Source organism: Chitinophaga niastensis (assembly GCF_003014755.1).
In the GTDB taxonomy this organism is placed as follows: domain Bacteria; phylum Bacteroidota; class Bacteroidia; order Chitinophagales; family Chitinophagaceae; genus Chitinophaga; species Chitinophaga niastensis.
Genome location: NZ_PYAW01000002.1, coordinates 858,631 through 874,743, shown reverse-complemented (window position 1 = coordinate 874,743; position 16,113 = coordinate 858,631). Strand labels below are relative to the sequence as shown.

General features: G+C 45.0%; 11 protein-coding genes. 6 read left to right on the top strand and 5 right to left on the bottom strand.

Annotated features, from left to right (window positions below; all coding sequences use genetic code 11):
• The first annotated feature begins 139 nt into the window (after positions 1 to 139).
• Complete coding sequence (locus CLV51_RS12185; protein WP_106528300.1) at positions 140 to 2,380, top strand: cation:proton antiporter; 2,241 nt, start codon at positions 140 to 142, stop codon at positions 2,378 to 2,380.
• Positions 2,381 to 2,611: 231 nt separating this feature from the next.
• On the opposite strand, the gene acnA is transcribed toward CLV51_RS12185, so the two are convergent.
• Positions 2,612 to 5,338: an aconitate hydratase AcnA gene (gene acnA / locus CLV51_RS12180; protein ID WP_106528299.1), complete on the bottom strand. Its 2,727-nt coding sequence runs from the start codon at positions 5,336 to 5,338 to the stop codon at positions 2,612 to 2,614.
• 160 nt (positions 5,339 to 5,498) lie between these two features.
• Here acnA and CLV51_RS12175 point away from each other — a divergent pair, with 160 nt between their 5' ends.
• On the top strand, positions 5,499 to 6,335 hold the full coding sequence (locus CLV51_RS12175; protein ID WP_106528298.1) for a class I SAM-dependent methyltransferase: 837 nt from the start codon (positions 5,499 to 5,501) through the stop codon (positions 6,333 to 6,335).
• On the opposite strand, the gene CLV51_RS12170 is transcribed toward CLV51_RS12175, so the two are convergent.
• Positions 6,332 to 7,342 (bottom strand): MBL fold metallo-hydrolase, encoded by a 1,011-nt coding sequence (locus CLV51_RS12170; RefSeq protein ID WP_245898691.1) that lies wholly within the window; start codon positions 7,340 to 7,342, stop codon positions 6,332 to 6,334. The two genes, CLV51_RS12175 and CLV51_RS12170, sit on opposite strands and share 4 nt — an antisense overlap.
• Positions 7,343 to 7,481: 139 nt before the next feature.
• On the bottom strand, positions 7,482 to 9,290 hold the full coding sequence (locus tag CLV51_RS12165) for a chloride channel protein (protein WP_245898690.1): 1,809 nt from the start codon (positions 9,288 to 9,290) through the stop codon (positions 7,482 to 7,484).
• 110 nt (positions 9,291 to 9,400) lie between these two features.
• Here CLV51_RS12165 and CLV51_RS12160 point away from each other — a divergent pair, with 110 nt between their 5' ends.
• Entirely contained in the window at positions 9,401 to 10,066 is a 666-nt protein-coding gene (locus tag CLV51_RS12160; RefSeq protein ID WP_106528297.1) for a Crp/Fnr family transcriptional regulator, read from the top strand.
• A 75-nt stretch (positions 10,067 to 10,141) separates the two neighbouring features.
• On the opposite strand, the gene CLV51_RS12155 is transcribed toward CLV51_RS12160, so the two are convergent.
• Both CLV51_RS12155 and cobA read right to left on the bottom strand, forming a co-directional pair.
• Complete coding sequence (locus tag CLV51_RS12155; RefSeq protein WP_106528296.1) at positions 10,142 to 10,834, bottom strand: Crp/Fnr family transcriptional regulator; 693 nt, start codon at positions 10,832 to 10,834, stop codon at positions 10,142 to 10,144.
• A complete protein-coding gene (gene cobA / locus CLV51_RS12150; RefSeq protein ID WP_245898689.1) occupies positions 10,809 to 11,600 on the bottom strand; it encodes a uroporphyrinogen-III C-methyltransferase in 792 nt (263 codons plus the stop codon). Before cobA ends, CLV51_RS12155 begins: the two co-directional genes overlap by 26 nt.
• Before the next feature lie 192 nt (positions 11,601 to 11,792).
• Between cobA and nirB the strand changes: the two genes are divergently transcribed.
• The 3 genes from nirB to CLV51_RS12135 all read left to right on the top strand — a co-directional run bounded on the left by nirB (position 11,793) and on the right by CLV51_RS12135 (position 16,097).
• Positions 11,793 to 14,291: a nitrite reductase large subunit NirB gene (gene nirB / locus CLV51_RS12145; protein WP_106528294.1), complete on the top strand. Its 2,499-nt coding sequence runs from the start codon at positions 11,793 to 11,795 to the stop codon at positions 14,289 to 14,291.
• A gap of 25 nt (positions 14,292 to 14,316) precedes the next feature.
• Positions 14,317 to 14,688, top strand: a complete 372-nt coding sequence (gene nirD, locus CLV51_RS12140; RefSeq protein ID WP_106528293.1) for a nitrite reductase small subunit NirD — start codon at positions 14,317 to 14,319, stop codon at positions 14,686 to 14,688.
• A gap of 86 nt (positions 14,689 to 14,774) precedes the next feature.
• Positions 14,775 to 16,097, top strand: a complete 1,323-nt coding sequence (locus CLV51_RS12135) for an alginate export family protein (protein ID WP_106528811.1) — start codon at positions 14,775 to 14,777, stop codon at positions 16,095 to 16,097.
• Positions 16,098 to 16,113 lie beyond the last annotated feature (16 nt).

The window sequence follows — 16,113 nt, the reverse complement described above, 5'->3', positions numbered from 1 at the left end:
TTTATCCTGATTCCCTGCCGGAAAAATAATATATTAGCGATATTCGAAGATCCGGAAACTGGCATCTGACACATATGCGCGATGATTTCCTATCGCCATAAAAGTACAATACGCGAAACCTTAAATCGATTTTCACTGTATGCATCTACCACAATTGATCATTGACCTGGCATTAATTCTAGGAGCGGCGGGCATTATTACATTATTATTCAGACGGCTAAAACAGCCCATGGTACTTGGTTATATCATTGCAGGCTTTTTTGTAGGCCCGAACTTTCATGTATTTCCCACCATCGCTGATAGCGAAGGAATAAAAACATGGTCCGAGATCGGCGTGATATTTCTGTTGTTTTCATTAGGACTTGAATTCAGTTTTAAAAAACTGATGCGGGTAGGAGGTACTGCTACCATCACCGCTTTTGTAGAGATAGCCTGCATCACGGTAGCGGGGTATTTTACCGGGCAACTGATGGGTTGGAGTTTTATGGATAGCCTCTTCCTTGGCGGATTACTCGCCAGTTCCTCTACCACCATCATTATTCGTGCATTTGAAGAATTAGGTATTAAAAAGAAATCATTTACCAAAATAGTATTTGGTGTTTTGGTGATAGAAGATATAGTAGTTATCCTGATGATGGTGTTATTATCCACCATGGCAGTGAGCAGAAAATTTGAAGGCACTGAAATGTTATTCACCATTCTAAAACTCCTGTTTTTCCTGGCGGTATGGTTCCTGGCGGGTATCTTCCTATTACCTACTTTCCTGAAAAAAATGGAGAAATACCTGAATAGCGAAACGTTGCTGATACTAAGTATAGCACTGTGTTTAGGCATGGTGATACTGGCCACAAAAGTGGGATTCTCTGCAGAGCTGGGCGCTTTCATTATGGGCTCTATCATTGCAGAAACTACCTCTTCTGAAAAAGTAGAACACCTGATACAACCGGTGAAAGACCTTTTCGGAGCTATCTTCTTTGTATCGGTAGGGATGCTCATTAACCCGGAGATGATTATGGAATACCGCTGGCCGGTATTATGGATTACGCTGTTAACATTATCAGGTAAATTTTTAAGTACCACGCTGGGTGCATTACTTTCCGGCCAACCGCTGAAACAAGCCGTACAAGTGGGTATGAGCATGGCACAGGTAGGTGAGTTTGCGTTTATCATTGCCACACTGGGGGTTACCCTGGGGGTTACCAGCGATTTCCTTTTCCCTGTAGCAGTGGGCGTTTCCGCTATTACTACCTTTACAACACCTTACATGATTAAGTTTTCTGTACCATTATACAACTGGTTGGAAAAAATCATTCCTGGCCGTTGGCTGAACGCGCTAAACCGCTACAGTGCAAGCTCTCAAACGCTACAAGGGGAAAGCGACTGGCGTATTGTATTGCGTAGCTACGTGAAAGTGATCGTTTTAAACAGTGTGATCATGCTGGCTATTATCATGCTAAACAAATATTACATTGGTCCTTTTGTTGTAAAATATCTCAACAACCAGTTATGGGCTAAACTGCTGTGCGTAGTGATAGGCATTGCTATGATGTCGCCTTTCATCTGGGCACTGATGATACAAAAAATATCAAGCATTGCTTATAAGGCGCTGTGGCTGGATTCCAAATACAATCATGGTCCGCTCGTGGTGGTGGAAGTGGTGCGTAACATAATAGCTGTAATACTGGTAGGTTTCCTGGTTAACCAGTTCTTTCCTTTCTGGCAGGCGCTCCTGGGAACTGCTATTGCTATGCTTTGCGTATTGCTGGTATTACGTTCACAGTTACAAAAATACTATCACCGTATAGAACATCGCTTCCTGGCCAATCTCAATGCCCGGGAAGATGCAGTTGCTGCTGCTAAAAAAGCGGCCGGCGCCGATTTGCTTCCATGGGATGCACAGGTATCGGAAGTGGAGATAGATCCCTGGTCTGCTCTCGTCGACAAGCCACTGGCAGATCTGCAGCTGCGTGAACAATATGGTATCAATGTAGGTGCAATCAAAAGAGGCAATATTACCATCTATGCTCCTACCCGCGATGAAAAATTATTTCCGTATGATATCATTACTGCCATTGGCACAGAAGCCCAGCTGGAAGAGTTTAACCGCGTAGTAAACACCCTGAACGTAGAAAGAAATGATGATGTGGCAGATGAAAACATTGGCTTAACCAGCATTGTAGTAGACGAACACAATGGCCTCAGAGGCCAGACCATCCGCAATTCCGGCATCCGTGAAAAAACAAAGGCACTGGTAGTGGGGATTGCACGGGGCGGTGAAAAAATACTCAATCCGGCATCAGAAACAGTATTTGAATGGGAAGATGTGGTTTGGCTCGTAGGCAACCGGAAAAAGATAACAGACTTTATGCGCAAAGATTAAAGCGAGAAGAAGGCCTTCGGCCTTTGTCTTTTCTTTAGCAGGATTAGGCTGATTTAGATGATTTTTCTGATTTTATTTCTTGCTAATCAATATGTGTACTGATTTTCTAAAAGCATATTATAAAACGATATAGGTATCTTTTAAAAGAAATAAAATCAGGGTAATCATCTAAATCAGCCTAATCCTGCTAAAGAAAAGACAAAGGCCGAAGGCCTTAATATTCGATTCGCACTAAACCTGTTTCAGAAACGCCCTCAACACATACTGCAATATGCCGCCATGGCGATAGTATTCAATTTCTATAGCAGAGTTCAACCTGCATTTTACCTGAAAAACAATATCGTCACCGGATGACGGTTTAGCCGTCACCGTTAGTATTTTACCGGGTGTAAGATCCGTTGAAACACCCGCGATGGTGAAGGACTCTGTACCGGAAAGGCCTAATGATCCGGCGGTTTCGCCTTCCATGTATTGCAATGGCAATACGCCCATCCCTACCAGGTTACTACGGTGAATACGTTCATAACTCTCTGCAATTACTGCTTTCACGCCTAACAGGTTAGTACCCTTGGCTGCCCAGTCGCGCGAAGAACCACTCCCATACTCCTTGCCGGCCAATATGATTAAAGGCACTTTAGTGGCCGCGTATTGCATCGCTGCCTCATAAATGGACATTACCACTCCTAAAGGAATCATCGTGGTAAATCCGCCTTCTTTTGGCGATAATTCATTTTTGATACGCACATTCGCAAAAGTGCCTCTGATCATTACTTCATGATTGCCCCTGCGGGAACCATAAGAATTAAACAGCCTTGGATCGATACCCCGATCCAGCAGGTATTTGCCGGCAGGGGTGTCTGCCTTGAAGGAGCCTGCAGGCGATATATGATCGGTGGTCACCGAATCACCCAGTTTCAGCAAAACACGGGCGTCTTTTATATCTTCCAAAGCCGCAGGTGTTTCCGGCAGCCCATTAAAAAACGGTGCTTCTTTGATGTAAGTAGAATCGTTACTCCAGTGATAGTCCTTGCCGGATGGTGCCAGCAAACCCTGCCACTGCTCGTCGCCGTCAAATATTACCGCATATATCTTTTCAAAATCTTCCTGCTTTACGGCAGCGGCCACCGCTTCATTGATTTCCTCCTGTGTAGGCCATATATCGCGGAGATAAACGGCGGCACCATTGGGATCATACCCCAGTGGGGAACCAAACAAATCAACATCTATACGGCCTGCAATAGCATAGGCAACTACTAACAGCGGCGATGCCAGGAAGTTCATCTTCACCTGCGGATGCACCCTGGCTTCAAAATTACGGTTGCCCGACAGCACAGAAGCCACTACCAGGTTACCTTTATCCACTGCTTCTGCAATATGCGGCGGCAAAGGACCACTGTTACCAATACACGAAGTACAGCCGTAACCGACGGTATGAAAACGAAGCGCTTCCAGCTCAGATAATAAACCTGCCCGTTTGAGATATTCGGTGACTACCCTGGAACCGGGCGCCAGACTGGTTTTTACCCATGGCTTTACATACAAACCACGACTGATAGCTTTTTTAGCAACCAACCCTGCACCTATCATCACACTGGGATTGGAAGTATTGGTACAACTGGTGATAGCCGCAATCGTAATAGCACCATCACTCAACACGTATTCTTCATTCTTTAATTTAATGCGAACAGATTTCAGGTAATCCACTTCCACCGCTACTTCTTCCACATGCTGCTGGATTTCATAAGTAAACGCTGTACCAGAACCGCCTTCGGAGAGCCAGGCAGTATCCCGGCGTTTACCTTCAGGCGTATACATGCGCTTGAATTCCTTATTGAGTAAATTCTCAAATTCTGTATGCACATCTTTTACCAGGATACGGTCCTGCGGCCGTTTGGGGCCTGCTACAGCGGATTGTATCTGGTTCAGATCCAGCTCTATGATATCTGAATAGGTAATATTTTCATTGCCATACCGCCAGAGCATATTTTCCTTACAATAAGATTCCACCAGTGCAATCTGCGTTGGGGAACGATTGGTACGATGCATGTATTGCAACGTTTGCGTGTCTATAGGAAAGTATGTAACTGTACAACCAAATTCCGGCGACATATTTGAAATGGTGGCCCTGTCTGGCACCGAGAGATGATCCAGCCCTTCACCGAACACTTCCACAAATTTGTCTACTACCCCGTACTTGCGTAACAGTTGCGTGATGGCCAGTACCATATCCGTTGCAGTAACACCTTCTGTAAGTCGCCCGCTGAGCTTTAGCCCAATTACCTGCGGACAGGAAAAATAAATAGGCTGGCCCAGAATGGCTGCTTCTGCTTCAATACCACCTACGCCCCAGCCTAATACACCAATGCCATTGACCATCGGTGTATGTGAATCTGTTCCCACCAGCGTGTCCGGAAACAACCAGCCATCGCGGCTAATCACGCCCTGAGCCAGGTATTCCAGGTTCACCTGGTGACAAATACCCATGCCGGGCGGCACCACCGTGAAATTATCAAATGCCTGCTGCGCCCATTTGAGCAACTGGTAACGTTCCTTATTACGTTCATATTCATAGGCTACATTTTTTGTGTAGGAGTAATCTGTTCCAAAAAAATCAACCTGCACTGAGTGATCTACTACCAGGTCCACTGGTATGGCCGGATTGATCTTAGCGCCGTCTTTTCCTTTACGGATTACCTCTGCACGGATAGAAGCAATATCCACCACCGCAGCTACACCGGTAAAATCCTGCATGAGCACACGGGCCGGCTTAAAAGGAATTTCCTTGTCGGTGCCCGCGGGGTCCCAGTTCACCAGGGTATCCAGGTGTTCATCCGTAATGGCAAAATTATCGTGGTTACGTAATACATTTTCCAGTAAGATCCGGATGGAGAAAGGTAAGCGGGAGATTTTCCTTCCCTCCTTTTCCAATTTGCTGAGCGAAGCGGTACGTGGTTGCATAGTGTGATATTGATGACAATTTTACCAAACAACGTTGCTTCCATTTTGTTTATTGCCATTTACACTTTCATCAACATTTCTACGGTATCTTTTTCGATAAAAAAATACTGCCATTCTGTTTCATCGCTGTCGCCTACCTTCATATGGCAAACCCTCAAAAATGGCCTATAAATTAAAAGTGCCGTCCACTTCCCGCCTTGTGCTGGAACATGCCCTGCCGCTGTATACTTCACCACTGCAGCAGCAATACATTGATGCTATTGATTTTAGTGAAACCAGCAGCCTCTCCTACGATTTGCGCCGCTCGTATCCACACTTCAGTGAAGCGGTGTGTTACCGCAAACTCAGTATCAGGGAAATGATCCGGGAGCGGATGCCTTTATTTCCTGCGCAGCAGGTGCTGATCCTGGGAGCCGGACTTGATCCGCTGTCTTTATATCTGCTCGAAAATTACAGAAGTAATATCATCAGAATATTTGAAGTAGATAATGGCTACATAGCAGAGAAGAAAAAAATATATGATGAAATATTGCCGCAAGAAGAATTAATTGAGTTTATCAAATGCGATGTAACAGATACTGCGCTGTTATCTACGCTACTGGCGCAAAGCGGCTACCAGGAAGATCTCCCGTCGATCATTATTTTTGAAGGCGTGATCCATTATATCACCAATGAAGAATTTATTCACCTGATGGAATTATTCAAAACACCTGACAAAAGAAATATTGTTATTGTAGATTTTTCTCTCGCAACGGAAGAAGTACCAGCCGGTTTTCTCCAATATCACCAGGGTATTATAACAGTGATGGAAGCATATATTAATGGTCGTTTCAACGTGAATAACCGCGCCACTATTACCGCTTTATTATCCACACTGGGCGCCAGGCTGGAAAGAATGGAACCACTCTGCTATACAGAAAAGAAAATTACCGGGAGCAATCACTTTTTCCATGCACCCGGCGAAGGGATAATGGAGATGGTTATCTTCCATCTCTAAAGCCACCAATGATCCTGTGGGTAATGCTCTCCCACGGTTACCGGTTCACCTATCCGGGGTGTGGTGATGGTCAGCCCCTGAGCAGCCGCACTTTTTACCGCCCGCTTGGGCGGTTCATTCCAGGGATGATTAGCCAGTGCAAATTTCCCCCAATGCACCGGCAACAATGCTTTGGCCTGCAGATCAATAGCTGCCTGTACGGTTTCTTCCGGTTTCATATGAATGAAGGGCCAGTTATCATTGTATTGTCCACATTCCAGTATAACAATATCAAAAGGGCCAAATTTTTCACCGATCTTTTTAAAATGAGTATCATATCCGGAGTCGCCACCAATGTAAATGTTATACCCGAAAATGTGCAATACAAAAGAAGCCCAGAGACTACCCCCTCTTTTCAGGCCGCGGCCCGAAAAATGTCGTGCAGGCGTAGCCGTTAGTGTAATATCCGGAGATATTTTTTGCGTTTCCCACCAATCCAATTCAGTGATATGTTCCTCTTTTCCCATGCAGCTTTCCAGGTCACGTGCCACCCCTAATGCCGTGTAAATGTTTTTGGTGCGTGGTTTCAGCTTTGCAAGTGTTTTTTTATCCAGATGATCATAGTGATTATGTGTGATGATCATCATATCTATCTCCGGCATATCAGCGGGCGTATAACCATCTGCTCCCGGAAATGCTTTGATCATAAAGGACATAGGCGAGGCACTGCCGCTAAACACAGGATCTACGAGAATGTTGACGCCCTTTACATGAATGAGGTAGGAAGAATGTCCGAACCAGACGATCACCGGTTTTTCGGAATGTAATGCCCTCAGATCCGTCTTTACCGGCGAAAGCGGTGCCAGTGGCTTTACATCGGCAGGACGCTGAAAGGTTTCCTTCAACATTTGATAATAAGTCACATCATCGGGTTTCATGGGGGTAAATGACAAATTCTGAAATACACCCTCTCTGAAATTTGCTGACTGTTTTATTTTTTCTTTTATGGAAGATGATCTTCGTTGCATGTAATAAAGTTAAAATAGATTTCCTTATTATCCTGAAGACGATCCAATCAGTTATATATTTTATAACGCATAAAAAAAAACCTGCTCACGAAGAGCAGGCTGTGCTTAACCTATTATGTGACAATTCACGAAAACAATGTTAACGTACCAGCAATCGCTTACCCCTCGCCATCAAACGTAGTAACCGGGTATTACCGTAAAAGGCAGAATGATATTTTGCATCGGCTTTCCTGCGTTCTCCGTATGCCCTCAATACAGCATCGGCGGTTACAATACCTGCTATTTTTTTGTCGGTGCTATTATCCAGTACAGCTAAAACATCTGGTTCATAGCTATCAAATAATTCTGTTACAAGATTGATATCATCGCCCGGATATACGTATGGAGCCGATTTCTCCAGCAGTTTATCCAATGTTGTATCTACATCGCCCGGCAGCTGCGCCTGGTTGAGGTATCCTTTAAACCGGCCTTCTTCATCCGTTACAATGAGGTATTGATGATAGTAAGCACAAACGCTGCTATCTATCAACATGCTCACCTGCACCGGTGTCATTTTTTCACGTACTACAACTGCCGGTTGCGTAATAACGGAAGCCACGCTGATCAGCTGCATTACATCCGGGGTGTATTCATCCGGTGCCGTAACGCCTCTGCGCCTGATTTTTTCTGTCATGATACTTCCTTTCATCAGGAAAAAAGAAACGAAGTAGGCGGCAGTACAGGCGCCAATTAATGGCAACAGCCCATGTGGCTGCCCGGTAGTTTCCAGTGAAAACACAATAGCAGTGAGCAAAGCGCGGGATGATCCGGCAAACATAGCTGCCATGCCTATCAGTGCAGCGGTAGCAATATTAATTTCGCTGCCCGGAAATATTTTCAGTACATATACACCCAGCAACGCGCCCAAAGCACCGCCAATAGTGAATAACGGTGCCAGTGTGCCACCGGAAGTACCACTACCCAGGGCGATCACCCATGAAATATATTTAAGCACACAAAGTGAAAAGATCAGGGCCAGTGGCAGGTTGCCGGTGAGTAAACTTTTGATGTTATCATACCCAACGCCCATCGTATGTGGTGCATAGTAACCTATCACCCCCACTACTACCGCGCCCAGCGCGGGCCACCACATCCAGTGGATAGGTAGTTTTTCAAACAGGTCTTCCACAAAATATACAGAGCGGGATACATAAGCCGCTACCACACCAATAACAGCACCCATCAACACATAGGTAACAAGCGCTATATCTGATACTGCCGGGATATCCGGCATTGTAAATACAGGATGGCTATTGAACAATAAAATATGCATACCGGCACCCGTGATACAGGCAATGGCTACCGGTATCACAGAACGGGGAGAAAATTCAAACAACAATAATTCTATCGCCAGCAAAATGGCTGCCAGCGGACTTCCGAAGATAGCTGACATACCTGCACAGGCACCGGCAGCAAGCAGTACTTTTCTTTCCGCAGCAGAAATATGTATCACTTGTCCGGTGAAAGAACCCATAGCGCCACCCGTAGCAATGATGGGGCCTTCCGCACCAAAGGGACCGCCGGTACCAATAGAAATGGCAGCAGACAAGGGTTTAAGTAAAGTAATGATAGGTGGTATCTTGCTTTCATTCAAGATGATATTTTCCATGGCTTCAGGGATACCATGTCCGCGGATGGCTTTGCTGCCAAAGCGCGCCATCACGCCTACCACCAGGCTACCGGCAACAGGTATCAGCACCACATACCAGCCCAGGTGATTAGCTGCAGGGCCACCCTCATCAAAAGAGAACTTACCGTAAAACGACAGGTTCGTGAATAAGCTGATGAGCATTACCAGCCCTTTGGCTACAAAGCCTATTGCCATTGCATTGATGCAAGCCTGTACACTCAGATACAATACTCTTCGTGACATATTACCGGCAAATTTCTGCTCTTTTTTATGACTCATAATATATAAAGTGACAATCTTTATTAAAATTTATCACAAAAATATGATCTAAATCATATTAAAACCTATTTTTTCTATAAAAAACACAAAAAAGTACTAGTATTGCAATCATGAAAAAAGCCGGCGCCTGCGATTTAAAGACATGTTTTCTGTGCCAGTTCTGCATGCCGGAGTGGATTACCGCGGTCTCGGACAACAAACAGCATCTCTTTTACAAGAAGGGCGAAACCATTTTCCAGGAAGGCGTGGCGGTTACCGGTATCTTTTTTTTGTATGAAGGCAAAGTAAAAGTGCATAAGCAATGGGGCGCAGAAAAAGATCTCATTATTCGTTTTGCACAAAAAGGTGATATTCTTGGTCACCGTGGATTGGGCAGCGGCCAGCGTTTATACACCGTATCTGCTACTGCATTGGAAGATACCACCGTGTGTTTCATGGACATCGCTTTTTTTGAAGCATCGCTGAAAGTAAATTCAGCACTCACTTTTAAGCTGATGCAATTTTATGCAGATGAATTACAGGAAGCAGAGCGGAAGATGCGCAACCTGGTGCATATGGATGTGAAAGGCAGACTGGCAGATGCTTTGCTGGAGATCAGCCGCATGCATAATAGCAAACAATTTAGCATCAGCCGGCAGGATCTTGCGTCCTTTGCAGGCACCACCTACGAAACCATCTACAGGATCATACAGGAATTTATTCAACAAAAATTAATTGAAGCAGAGGGAAAATCTATCACCATCTTACAAGAAAAAAAACTACAGAAATATTGTTGAAGAATTGCGAATTACGATTTACGGATCGAAGCGATCTTCGCTCTAAATCGTAATTCGCAATTCGTAATTCTTCAGCTAAATGGATTGTGTTAAGTGCAAGAGTTTTGTTTCATGCAAAATAGTTATGTTTTTTCCTGAAACAGCCACCATCCGCTCTTCTATCAATTCATTCAGGACTCTGAAAGTAGTTTCATAAGTTGCACCAATATAGGAAGCCAGGTCCTGCTTACTGAGAGCGATATCAATAAAACCTTCCCTATTAAATCCGAATTTTTGTTGCAGGAGCAACAATGCATTAGCTACACGTCCTTTCACAGACATATGCGCGAGGTTGCGCATATGCTTTTCAGAAGCCTGCAGCTCCTGTGCATAAAACAACATGAGTTCATATAATAAATCATGATTCACTTTGAGGGAGGACTGAAAAAAATCCATCTCTATAAAACAAACCTTCACCGGCTCCAAAGCCGTAGCTGATACGGGATACAAGTGATCCGTACCTCCTACACCCCTATGCCCTACAATATCTCCTTTTTGCGCAAAACGTACAATCAGTTCTTTTTCTGTGCCCCAGTGTTTATGCACTTTCATCCGGCCTTCATAAATAAAGTAGATGCCGGTTACTTTATCACCTTCCTTAAAAAGGGATTCCCCTTTGTTTAAGGTAAAATTTTTCCTGTGCGCTTCTACTGCCGGCGCCCATTCTTTGAGTGACAACCGGCAAAGGAGACAGGTTTTACCATCACAACCCTGTTTGTCTTTCTTCATGTAACGTTTGACTATTTTGTAGTTGTTGCAAAGTATCGTTCATCAATATAGTATGCAGGTTCACCACTTCTCCTACTACAATAATAGCCGGATTGCCCATTCCTGCGACCTGTACACGCCATACAATATCGTGTACCGTGCCTGTCACCATCTTTTGCTGAGGAGTAGTACCGTCCTGTATAATAGCCACCGGCATATCACTTTTACCATGTTGTGCAAAGATGTCCATGATACCTTCCAGTTTACTCATGGCCATTAATATCACTACTGTAGCAGTAGATTGAGCAGCCAGTTCAATATCCTTAGAGATACTACCAGCACTGGTAGTGCCCGTGGTTACCCAAAAACTTTCTGCTGTACCCCTGCAGGTAAGTGGGATCATTTGTGATGCCGGTACCGCAATAGCACTGGATATGCCGGGGATGATCTCCACTTTGATACCATGTTGTTTTGCTATTAATATCTCTTCCACTGCCCTGCCAAATACAAAAGGATCACCGCCTTTTAGTCGTACTACATGCCCGTGCGCCTGTGCCATCTCCACAATCAGCTGATTAATTTCCTGCTGTGATAAAGTATGACAGCCATATCGTTTGCCCACAAACTTTATTACGGCTTGTGGTGCTGCATAACTGAGCAATGATTCATTCACCAGTGCATCATATAATATGACGTTTGCCCGGCGGATGGTATTAATGGCTTTTAGTGTGATCATTTCCGGATCTCCGGGTCCGGCTCCGACTAAAGATAAAAATGGAATCGGCATAAGCATACATATTATGATTAAAATTATTTAATAGTTTTATTCACAACCATGCTTAAATTTAAAACAAAAACGCGTAATTTTATAACCAACATCATACACCCACCTAAAATATCATCTCCAAAACGCGAAATACTATTATATTAATTTATTTATAATATAATTTATTCTTTCCTGATCGATAAATGTATTCACATGAAAATTGTTGTAATAGGGAATGGCATGGTGGGTTATAAATTTTGCGCGAAGATGATATCCAAATCTGTCAACACCCCCATTGAGTTAGTCGTATTTGGAGAAGAACCCCGCCCCGCCTATGATCGCGTACACCTCACCGATTACTTTGCCGGCAAAACGGCAGATGACCTGCTACTGGCAACAGCTGAATGGTACACCGAACAAGGCATCCGGCTACACCTGGGCGACCCGGTACTCCATATTGATCGTACTAATAAGACAGTTCGTTCCTATAAAGGTATCACTGAAACCTACGACTACCTTGTATTAGCCACCGGCTCCGCAGCTTTTGTACCGCCGGTACCAGGCATCGATAAAAAAGGCGTATTCATTTACCGCACCATTGAAGACCTGGAAATGATGCAGGCCTATGCACCCAAAGCCAAAAGCGGCGTGGTAATAGGTGGTGGATTACTTGGACTGGAAGCAGCTAAAGCCTTACTGGATCTGGGCATTAGCAATACGCATGTAATAGAATTTTCTTCCCGCCTCATGCCGCGGCAAATAGACGATAAAGGATCTTTCATATTACAAAGCAAACTGGAAAGTCTGGGTTTGAAAGTACTGACCAACAAAAACACCAGTGCCATACTGGGAAACGAAACCGTTACCGGCTTACAGTTTTCAGATGATACCATCCTGGAAACAGATATCGTAGTAGTATCCGCAGGTATTAAACCCCGCGATGAACTGGCCCGGCAGGCTGGTCTGGAAACAGGCCCCAGAGGCGGTATTGTGGTGAATGAACAATTACAAACCAACGATCCCTTTATATATTCCATCGGTGAATGCGCCCTTTATAACAACATGATCTATGGCCTGGTGGCACCGGGTTATGAAATGGCAGAAGTGGCCGCATCGCATATCGCCGGTGAAGTAAAAGTCTTCACCGGTTTTGATATGAGCACCAAATTAAAACTCATCGGTGTTGATGTAGCCAGCTTCGGTGATCCGTTCTCCGATCCGGAAACATGCCACAGCATTGTATTTGAAGACAAACACAAAGGCACTTACAAACGTATCAACATCACCACTAACGGCCAACACCTGTTAGGAGGTATATTAATAGGTGACGCCAGCGCATATAATATGCTGCTGCAAACCACTAAAAACAAACTGGTACTGCCCCCTAATCCGGAAGACTTACTCCTGGGTGCAAATCGCGGCAATACTGACTCAGGTGCAGGTGTAACCGGCCTCCCCGACGCAGCCATTATCTGTAGCTGTGAAAGTGTGAGCAAAGGCACTATCTGTAATGCTGTTACAAAGGGTTTTGAAACACTCGATGAGGTGAAAAAATGTACCAAAGCCGGCACCTGCTGCGGCGGTTGCACTCCCATGGTGAAAGACCTGATCACCGCTACCATGAAGGCACAGGGCAAATACATCCGCAATGTGATGTGTGAACACTTCGCCTACTCGCGTCAGGAAATGCTGGATCTCATCAAAATAAAATCACTCCGCTCCTTTGATGAAGTACTGGACCATTATGGGGAAGGAGAAGGCTGTGAAGTATGCAAACCGGTGATAGCCTCTATCCTGGCCAGTTTGTGGAATGAAATGATTTTAGATAAAGGCAACGATACCGCGCAGGATTCTAACGACCGCTATCTTGCCAACATTCAGAAAGGCGGCACCTACTCCGTAGTACCGCGCATTCCCGGCGGAGAAATAACACCAGCAAAGCTGATAGCCATCGGGCAGATCGGTGATAAATACAATCTATATACGAAAATCACGGGTGGTCAGCGTATCGACTTATTCGGCGCACATCTCAGCGATTTACCGGATATCTGGGAAGAATTGATAGCCGCCGGGTTTGAAAGCGGTCATGCATACGGCAAAGCATTGCGCACGGTTAAAAGCTGCGTAGGCTCTACCTGGTGCCGCTTTGGACTGCATGACAGCGTTAGCTATGCGATCAGAATAGAAGAACGTTACCGCGGGCTGCGCGCACCGCATAAAATAAAATCAGCCGTATCCGGTTGTATCCGCGAATGCGCAGAGGCGCAGTCCAAAGACTTTGGCATCATTGCTACCGAAAAAGGCTGGAACCTATACGTATGCGGCAACGGCGGCTCCAAACCACAACATGCCATTTTACTGGCAGCCGACCTGGACAGCGAAACATGCATCCAATACATTGATCGCTTCCTGATGTTTTACATCAAAACAGCTGATCCGCTCACACGCACAGCTACCTGGCTCAACAAGCTGGATGGTGGCATGGATTATCTCCGCAATGTGGTGGTGAATGACAGTCTGGGTATTGCCGCACAGCTGGAAGCGGAAATGCAACGACTGGTAGACAGCTACAAATGCGAATGGAAAGAAGTAGTGGAGAATCCTGCCTTACGCAAACGCTTCTCCCACTTCATCAATGCACCGGAAGATAAAGATCCAACCATACAGTTTGAAAGTCTGCGCACACAGAAGAAAGCAGCAGAATGGAAATAATCTCTTTACACAAAAATATACTGCTATGTCTACTACTCAAACAACAACTACCAACTGGTTCTTTGCCTGTAAAACATCAGATGTACCTACCAACGGCGGTGTATGCGTAAAGTATAAAGATGAACAGATTGCCCTGTTTTATTTTTCCCGCAGAGATGAATGGTATGCAACGCAGAACCTTTGCCCCCACCGCCGGCAGATGGCCCTGAGTCGGGGTATGACAGGTACCGTAAAAGATGAGCCCAAAGTAGCCTGCCCTTTTCACAAAAAAACATTTTCACTGGCTGATGGCCGTTGCATTTCTGATGAAACAGAATGCTCACTAACAGTATATCCTGTAAAAATTATTGATGACCTGGTATATATAGGGGTAGATACTTTATTTGCAGCGATATAGTCTGCAAAACGAAACCCGGCAGCTGGCAGGCTAACCGGGCTTCTGATTCTAACATGTTTGGCACATTCAAAATCAATCAAAGTTACATGAAAAAATGGTTTCTTGGTGGGGCTTCGTTTATACTTTCGGGCTCGCTACTACAACAGCATTGTTATGCGCAATTATCGCTCGGTGCACAACTCAGAACGCGCACAGAGCTTCGCAACGGACAAGGCACCCCACAGCCGGAAGGCGCTACACCAGCTTTATTTACCTCTCAACGTACACGACTGACAGCCGGCTTTAGTGCTTACCGCATAAAGCTGGGTCTAACGGTTCAGGACACACGCGTATGGGGACAGGACGCTTCTACCATTAACCGCACTACTACTCCGGATAATAATGGCTTTATGCTGCATGAAGCCTGGGCCGAAATACTGCTGACAGATACAATATGGAAGAATAAAAGTCTCTCTTTAAAAGTAGGACGACAGGAATTAGTATATGACGACAGCCGCCTGCTCGGCAACCTCGATTGGCTGCAACAGGGCCGCAGACACGATGCAGCGGTGCTTAAATATGAAAGTACTGCCTGGATGATACATACAGGCGTAGCATTTAATCAGAACAAAGAAAATGCAGCCGGCACCATATACAACCCTACGCCACCGGGTAATTATACTGCCAATACCAATGGCGGCAATGCTTACAAGAGCCTGGAGTTTGTATATGCCTCCCGGAAACTGAATAAAGGCAACCTCTCTTTCCTGTTCTTCGCGGATCAATTCTCAAAATATCATACAGATAGTGTAGATCATCTCCCTGTAAAAACATGGGAAGCTACTACCAACAACCGTATGACCACCGGCTTATTTTACACACAACAGTTTAACAGGATGGCTTATACCGCATCGGCATACTACCAGTTTGGCACTAACGCCAACGCACAAACGGTAAATGGCCGCTTATTATCAGGTGCCTTCCAATACAGTGTGAGCAAAGCTTTTAGCGCAGGAGCCGGTGTGGATTATACCAATGCAGATTTTGATCCGTTGTACGGCACCCCGCATAAGTTCTGGGGCAATATGGATTATTTTTATGTAGCCAGTGGTTTTGGTAATAAAGGATTGCAGGACTATTACATAAAAACAAAACTAAAGCCAGGCACCCGCTGGGCGCTCACTGGTGATGTGCATGAATTTTACAGTGATAGTGAGATAACAGGTATGAGCAGAAAATTTGGTACCGAAGCCGATGTTACCGCCACTTATGCCCTTACTAAAATAATCGGATTTGAAGCCGGTTACAGCCACTTCTGGAGCACCGCCTCACTGGCCTCTCCCACAGTGAAAAATGTGAAAAATGCCAGCGCCAACAGTAACTGGGCGTATGTCATGATCATCATCCGGCCTGAATTTCTGATTAAATAATTCAACTAAATCTTTA